The 7,607-nt window shown below is 39.1% G+C and carries 4 protein-coding genes and 1 pseudogene; 4 read left to right on the forward strand and 1 reads right to left on the reverse strand.

The window, feature by feature from the left end; genetic code table 11:
* Window positions 1-318: 318 nt before the first annotated feature.
* The gene (locus QZ488_RS20505) at window positions 319-1,050 is read right to left on the reverse strand and encodes a FadR/GntR family transcriptional regulator (protein ID WP_293752248.1); all 732 of its coding nucleotides are present in this window, start codon (window positions 1,048-1,050) and stop codon (window positions 319-321) included.
* Between the two features lie 275 nt (window positions 1,051-1,325).
* Here QZ488_RS20505 and QZ488_RS20510 point away from each other — a divergent pair, with 275 nt between their 5' ends.
* The 4 genes and pseudogenes from QZ488_RS20510 to QZ488_RS20525 all read left to right on the forward strand — a co-directional run.
* Window positions 1,326-4,391: a TonB-dependent receptor gene (locus QZ488_RS20510; RefSeq protein ID WP_293752250.1), complete on the forward strand. Its 3,066-nt coding sequence runs from the start codon at window positions 1,326-1,328 to the stop codon at window positions 4,389-4,391.
* Window positions 4,392-4,524: 133 nt separating this feature from the next.
* On the forward strand, window positions 4,525-6,771 hold the full coding sequence (locus QZ488_RS20515; protein WP_293752252.1) for a polysaccharide lyase 6 family protein: 2,247 nt from the start codon (window positions 4,525-4,527) through the stop codon (window positions 6,769-6,771).
* Between the two features lie 220 nt (window positions 6,772-6,991).
* Window positions 6,992-7,333 carry a cupin domain-containing protein gene (locus tag QZ488_RS20520; protein ID WP_293752254.1) on the forward strand — a complete coding sequence of 114 codons (342 nt, stop codon included), beginning with the start codon at window positions 6,992-6,994 and terminating at the stop codon, window positions 7,331-7,333.
* Between the two features lie 26 nt (window positions 7,334-7,359).
* Window positions 7,360-7,607: pseudogene (locus tag QZ488_RS20525) on the forward strand (MFS transporter); the annotation flags it as partial.

Here is a 7,607-nt window from a genome sequence, read left to right on the forward strand (position 1 = left end):
TAAGCCAACCCTTAATTTAACTGATATAGAGCGCAATTCAATGGTTCTCGCTTAAACCGATCTGGGGTTAATTAATAATAAAAGTAGAATATTAGCTACTGTACCCTGCAAGGCCATGTTGATACATGGCCTTTTTTATTGCCTGCATTTTTCTTTGTATAAGGATTCTAATAAGCTAAAGATATTTTTATGCTTGAAAGGAAAGGAAAGGAAAGGAAAGGAAAGGAAAGGAAAGGAAAGGAAAGGAAAGGAATTGAGATAGGGTATGGAACACTTGGTAAGTATAAGGCACCTAAAGGGTGCCTTATATCTTGATACTTAAGACACTAAATGACTAAGAGAATACAAATCTCGGGTTTGACTGGTTTGCCTTCTTACTTCCTCTAAGGCCCTGGCTTCACTGGCTTCAAATAACGCATTGATCAGACGATTGAAATGCAAGTGCATAGCCGCTCGTGCAGCTTGAGAGTCTCTGTTAACCAAGGCATTGTATATTGATCTGTGTTCGTCTAATCTTTTAGAGTCACTTTGACTACATACACCTTTATAGGCCATTTTGACTGTTGGACTAGTTTCACGCATTGACCACAAGCTATTCACTGCCATCAAAATAGCGCTATTGCGCGTAGCCGTTGAAATAATTAAATGAAATTCTTTGTCTGCTGCTTCCGGATCGGCACCTTGATCCATCTCAATCAGAGTTTGATTTAATCGAACAAGCTCTTCTTCAGAAATAGTGGTGGCGGCAAGTGCAGCAGCTTCTCCTTCTATCAAGGCTCTTGCCTGAGTTAGTTCAAACGCACTGATATTGTGGTGAAGGTTTTTCTTTTTTGCATTTTCTAATACATATACACCCGAGCCTGTTTTCACTTCTACTCGTTCAAGTACCTCTAGTGCAATGATTGCTTCTCGAATCGTTGGACGACTTACTTCAAAATTCTCAGCAAGTTCTCTTTCTGGCGGAAGTCTACTGCCGGGAGGGTATTGCCCAGAATCAATAAGTGATTGTATTCTGTCGACAATAGTCCAAAACAGTCGCCTATTCTTCATCCTCGATTCCTCATTTATTCAGCTCATCTTTTAACACGTTATCTATTAATAATATAACAGACTGGTACATCACTTCAGCTTATTTATCGGTATAGCATAATCTAGAGGCAAAACCAAATTGGTAACATTTTATTAACTATGCTTGTTATTACCAATAAAAACCATATTGGTAATAAATCAAATGTGCAATTGGTTAATATTTGTTTGGCATTGCATTTAACTATTGGTTACATTGTGTTGTCTGTATACAAAAAAGCAATTCGAGAATACATCACATGATAAAACTAAATAAGATAAGTCGCGGAATGAAAGACATAAAGTCTAGCCGCGGACTTAGTAAAACGGTCTATGCTTCGACGTTAGCTTATATGTTAGCGATGCCTGCACTGGCTCAAGAAAGTGAGGTTGCTCCTGCAGTTGATGATACAACTGAGGTCATTGAAGTAACTGGTATTCGCAAAACGATCCAAGATTCTATTAGTATTAAAAGATTATCCACTAGCATTGTTGATGGTTTATCAGCCGAAGATATTGGCGACCTTCCCGCCCTTTCGATTGGTGAAGCACTTGAAACGTTAACTGGTGCCTCTTCGCATAGAGAGCAAGGTGGAGCCACAGAAATCTCTATTCGTGGTTTAGGTCCATTTTTAGGCAGTACAGTATTTAATGGTCGTGAAGCAGCTAACGGCAGTGGCGACCGCTCGGTTAACTTTTCTCAGTTTCCTTCAGAGTTATTTAATAAAATTGCCATTTACAAGACGCAAGAAGCCAGTCTTATTGAGGGTGGCGTTTCTGGTCAAATATCGTTAGATACAGTTAAACCTTTAGATTATGGTAAACAACGTTTCCAAGCACAGATTAAAGGCAATTGGAATCCGGCTGAATCAGACATTAAAAATAGTGCTCGTGATTTTGGCTCAAGACTTACCGCTAGTTTTGTTGACCAGTACGAAACAGACAGTCTTGGTGATATTGGTTTTTCAATTGGTGTTCAAAAAGATCGCAAATCAAACCCAGAACAAGAAGCTCGTACTACAAGTGGCTGGAGGGATTGCCGAATCGATCCTTCTTCGGTAGACGGATTATACGATGACGGTGATGATTGTGATGATGGTGGTATAGATAACATCATTGATTCAGCTACAGGCGTATCGCCTGATGATGGTGTTTCTTACGTGTTTGTTCCAAGTTCATACTCTTACCGTCAAAATACGACAGATGATGATAGAGAATCAATTTTTGGCGCAGTGCAGTGGAGACCTACTGAAACATTTGAAATGAATATCGATGCAGAATATTCAAACCGTGACTTTTCAGAAATCAGAAACGACATTGTTTTTGCTAGCAGCCGCAGACTAGATGATCCAACTGTTTCTCGTGACGGTCAATTACCAGTACATTTAGTGATAACAGATAGTGGTTCTTTGGTTTCTGGTACATACAGACAAAGAGTTGAAACATTAAGCACCTATATAGAGCGTTTAGAAGAATACAAAGGTGGCGGTGTTTCCTTCATCTATGATGCAACTGATGTTCTATCTATTTCTGCTGACTTATCTGTTTCTAAGACTGAGCGTCGTGAAAATGTTTATCACACGCGCCTTCAAACTAGTGAGCTTGATACCTTAGGTAATTTGACTGAGGGCGGTATCTTAGGTGCAGACGGTTACGTTGAGACCGCTATCGAAATTGCTCAGAATGGTTCTATTATTCCTCTTATGACTGTTCGTAACCTAGATGTAACTAATCCTAACAATTTCTCTGATTCAGCTCGTACTCGTGTAGATTTAAATCAATACCGAAATAATACTATTACCGCGCTTAGAACTGATTTCGAATATTTAGCCGACAACAAAGTAATTAGTATGGTTAAAGGTGGAGTACGTTTTTCTGAATTAGAGTTTGATAGTAACCCTAGAGAGCGAAACACCTTTACAAACGACGATGATGACGCTATCGCTGCTGCGGTGGCTAATTGCCAGAATGCTAGTTTCCCAGAAAGTGGTTTCTTAACTTCGGTTACTGGTGGTCAACCTTTGATTACTCGTGTTGATGATGCAGGTAATGTGATTGAACAAGGTACGGGTAATGCTTTTGCTACATTTGACCCACTTTGTTTAGCGACTGCAGTTATTGGAAGTGCCCCTGTTTATCCTGGTCCTGATGCTAATGTTGCGAACGTAGATGTGAAAGAAGAAACTTTCGCTGCTTATTTGCAAGCTGATTACGACACTGAGATAGGTGACTATGCAGTACGTGGTAACTTTGGCTTGCGTTATGTTAAAACAGACGTGACTTCTATTGGTCTTAGAGGTCCTTTGGAAACAACCATAAACATAATTGATGGCCTACCTAGTATAGATAGCATTAATTTGATCAGTGGAGCTGAGCTAATTGCAGTTGAAGGTGGAAGTAGTTATTCAGAATTATTGCCTAGCTTAAATGTCGTGCTGGAAGTGAGTGATGACGTGCTAGTCAGAGGAGCGTTATTTAGAGCATTATCTAGACCTTCTCCTTCGGATATGGGATTTGGCCGCGCATTTAATGGTCTTACTGATGACAGCGAGGGTGTTGAATCACTTGACTTAGCGATAGGCACTGCGACTGCAAACGGAAATCTAAATATTCAACCCTTTACTTCGTGGAATGCTGATTTAGCGGTTGAATGGTATCCAAATGATGACACTGTACTTGCACTTGGTGGTTATTATAAAACCTTTGATGGTGGATTTGAGAATGTATCAACCACTGAAACATTTTCTGTAGATGGCCAAGACATAGACACATTAGTAACCGTTCAACAAACAACGGATGATAGTAGCATCATATATGGCGTGGAAATGACGGCAACTCACGCTTTCACCTACCTGCCAAGCGTATGGAGTAATTTTGGGGTTAAGTTAAGTTATAACTGGGCTAACTCTGATTTTGAAGTTGAAGATGCCAACTTTGGAGCGTCAAATACCGTCGCCAGTGACGGTACTGTTCAACAACGATTAGGACTAGTTGACCCAGCTGAAATATTTGGCTTTTCTGACACTGTTATGTCCGGTCAACTTTACTATCAAGACGGCGGATTTAACGCTCAGTTGATTTATAAATACCGAAGCGAATATTTCCAACAGTATATTTCAACTCCTGGAAATTTAAGATACGTAGATGACACGAGTGTATACGAAGCACGTGTTAGTTATAAAGTTAACAAAAATATCAAAGTGTCGCTCGAAGCAATTAATATATTTGATGAGCCAAAAAGACAATTTATTCCATCTCGTGAAAACTTTGGTGAAGTAAATGTTTACGGGCCTCGTATTTTTGCAGGGATCCAGTACAAGTTATAACCAGTGTTTAGACAAAAATTTGTCTGTCGATGTAGATATCAAATAGAGCTCTCTTTTATGTTCAGTATAGAGAGCTCTATTTCTACAACTTTCACTATCTAAATTTCGATTTATTAGTAACAAGAGCAATATTATGCAACGCAGTTTTTCCTTAATCGTTTTTACCTATGTGGCTTTCTTTTTGTTTAGCCAAAACACATTTGCTAGAGAATATTTAGTAAAAACTCCGGATGAATACAAACAAGTATCTTCAAGCCTGAAGGCTGGGGATGACGTTGTTTTAGCTAACGGAACTTGGACAAACTTTGAAATTTTGTTCAAAGCAAAAGGTACTAAAGAAGCACCAGTGACTTTACGTGCCGAAACAGCTGGGCAGGTTATCTTGTCGGGTTTATCAAACTTGCGATTAGCGGGTGAATATTTAGTCGTGTCGGGTTTGGTATTTAAAGACGGTTATACGCCAACTGGCGCAGTTATTTCCTTTCAGCAAAATGATGATAACTTGGCCAATTACAGTCGTGTTACGCAAGTGGTGATTGATAACTTTAGTAACCCTGAAAAGTTCGAACAAGATAAGTGGGTGGTAATGTATGGTAAACATAACCGTTTTGACCATAATAATTTAGTAGGTAAACGTAATGCAGGTGTCACCATGGCTGTGCGTTTACAAAATGAAAAGAGTCAACAAAATTACCACCGTATAGACCATAACTACTTTGGGCCTCGTCCAGTATTAGGTTCAAATGGTGGCGAAACGTTACGTATAGGTACTAGCCATTATTCGTTAACGGATTCTTTTACTACTATCGAAAATAACTACTTTGACCGTTGTAACGGAGAAGTAGAAATTATCTCTAATAAGTCCGGTAAAAACCGAATACTGAATAATGTGTTTTTCGAATCTCGCGGCACACTGACCTTGCGTCATGGCAACGGAAATTTAGTTGAAGGTAATGTGTTTTTCGGAAATGGGGTTGATCACACCGGTGGAATACGTGTAATCAATCGCGACCAAATCATTCGAAACAACTATATGGAAGGTTTGACCGGATATCGTTTTGGTAGTGGTTTTACCATTATGAACGGTGTGCCGAATTCTAAAATAAACCGTTATCACCAGGTAGATAATGCGCTGATTGAAAACAATACATTGGTAAATGTAGAACATATTCACTTCGCCGCAGGCAGTGATGCAGAGCGCAGCGCACCACCTATCAATAGTCAATTTAAGAACAACCTAATTTTTAATAACAAAAATACTGATGGCATTAGTATTTTTGACGACATTAGCGGTGTAAGTTTTGCCGGTAATACTCTTTCATCGGGTATTAAGCCATCTATTGATAATGGCTTTGATGTGAGTTCTTTTGGTATGCAGCGAGCAGAAAACGGATTGTTATATCCCAAAAATGGCATCGCTAAAGGGGCATCAGCATCTCTAAAACCAATTAGAAAAGAACAAGTGGGTGCGAGTTATTACCCAAAAGCTGAACCTGATGTAGCCTTTGATTCTGGTAAAAATATTAGTGTGCAACCCGGCGAAAACGCTCTTTTTGAAGCTGTAAATAATGCTACATCGGGTGATGTGTTGGTGTTAGATAATGGCGAATATAATATTGGTAAAGTTATTAAGCTGAATAAAACGATCACTATCCAAGCTAAAAATAGAAAACATGTCACCTTGTATCCGAAGCGTTCTACCTTTGTAGATATTGGTGATTTAGGCAGTTTGAAACTGGTTAATTTGATCATCAATGGTAAGAAAACGCCAGATTCCGCAGGTAATACCTTACTACGTACTTCCAGATTACCTATGCAGCGCAATTACCGCTTAGAAATACAAGGCAGCGTGATTGAAAACTTAGACGTGAACCATTCTTTCCATTTGTTTGACGCTGGGCACCGCAGTTTTGCTGACTACATAAACATTAGCAACACCACCATTAAAAACGTCACTGGTGACATCATGCGCTTGAATAAAGAAACAGATGATTTAGGCATATATAACGCTGAGTACATCTACTTTAACGAAAATTTGCTAGAAAATGTTGAGGGAGCAATTGCCAAAGTATACAGAGGTGGAACAGATGAAAGTACCTTTGGCCCGCACTTTATAATGCAGGGTAATGTGCTTAAAAACGTAGGTCAGGGCTCTCGAAATAAAAGTGCCGCTTCGGTTCGTCTACATGGTGCACAAGTCACACATGTCAGCAAAAACAAGTTTTTTGATTCAGCAGGAATAGACATCGAACATACAGTGGGTGAACCGGTAACCACTGTGGCTGACAATGAGTTTGCTAACACTATAGCGCCTAAAGTAGTTGAACTTCGCGCCAAAGGACCACACACCGCCAAAATGCTTAACAACATCGTTAAATAATCAAAACGAAATGTGACTATTTTGAAAAGGGTTGGTAAACAACGTTTAAGGTTTCAACATGATTGGTCTTATCAAGACAACTTCAAATAGCGTTATGCAGGTTTTAATGGTGGTAGTGAGTGTTGATTCAAGTTGTTTATAACGTTTCTCAGAATGATAAACAATTTACCTTTAAGTTCGTTTCAAGCTATCCTTTTTCGGTAACTAACTGGAGATAGAAATGGCGAAAAGTGAATTTTTTATTTTTGGTGACAGTCATCCATTTGAAGAAGTTGAGGATGGTATTACCAGGCAGATATTAGGTTATAACGATGAGTTAATGATGGTTAAAGCATCCTTCAAAGAAGGGGCGATAGGCTATATTCACCAACACACTCAATCACAAGCGACCTATGTTGAAAGCGGAGAGTTTGAAGTGCAAATAGGTAGTGAGATTAAAACGTTAAAATCGGGCGATTGTTTTTTTGTGCCACCGAATATTGAACATGGTGCAATTTGTAAAAAAGCAGGTGCTTTGATCGATACTTTTAACCCTCACAGAGACGATTTTTTAGCCGAGTAATACATAATAAAAAAGAGTAGATGTATATGAAAATGAAAAATTTACGATGGTGGGTGATAGCGTTAATCGCACTAGCTACTGTTATAAACTACATTGACAGGCAAGCACTGAGTGTTCTTTGGCCTTATATGGGTAGCGAAATTTATCCGGAAAAAAATGCCGACCAACTAAAACAAGTTTTAGGAACGGTCAGCGTCGTATTTTTATTCTCTTATGCGATAGGTCAGGCAGTATTCGGCAAAATTTTTGATTGGATTGGCACCCGTTTAGGTTT

The organism is uncultured Paraglaciecola sp. (assembly GCF_913020055.1).
Classification (GTDB): Bacteria; Pseudomonadota; Gammaproteobacteria; order Enterobacterales; family Alteromonadaceae; genus Paraglaciecola.

Coding starts and splice junctions, on each gene's coding strand:
- QZ488_RS20505 (WP_293752248.1), bottom strand. CDS start 1,050: ATGAAGAATAGGCGACTGTTTTGGACTATTGTCGACAGAATACAATCA.
- QZ488_RS20510 (WP_293752250.1), top strand. CDS start 1,326: ATGATAAAACTAAATAAGATAAGTCGCGGAATGAAAGACATAAAGTCT.
- QZ488_RS20515 (WP_293752252.1), top strand. CDS start 4,525: ATGCAACGCAGTTTTTCCTTAATCGTTTTTACCTATGTGGCTTTCTTT.
- QZ488_RS20520 (WP_293752254.1), top strand. CDS start 6,992: ATGGCGAAAAGTGAATTTTTTATTTTTGGTGACAGTCATCCATTTGAA.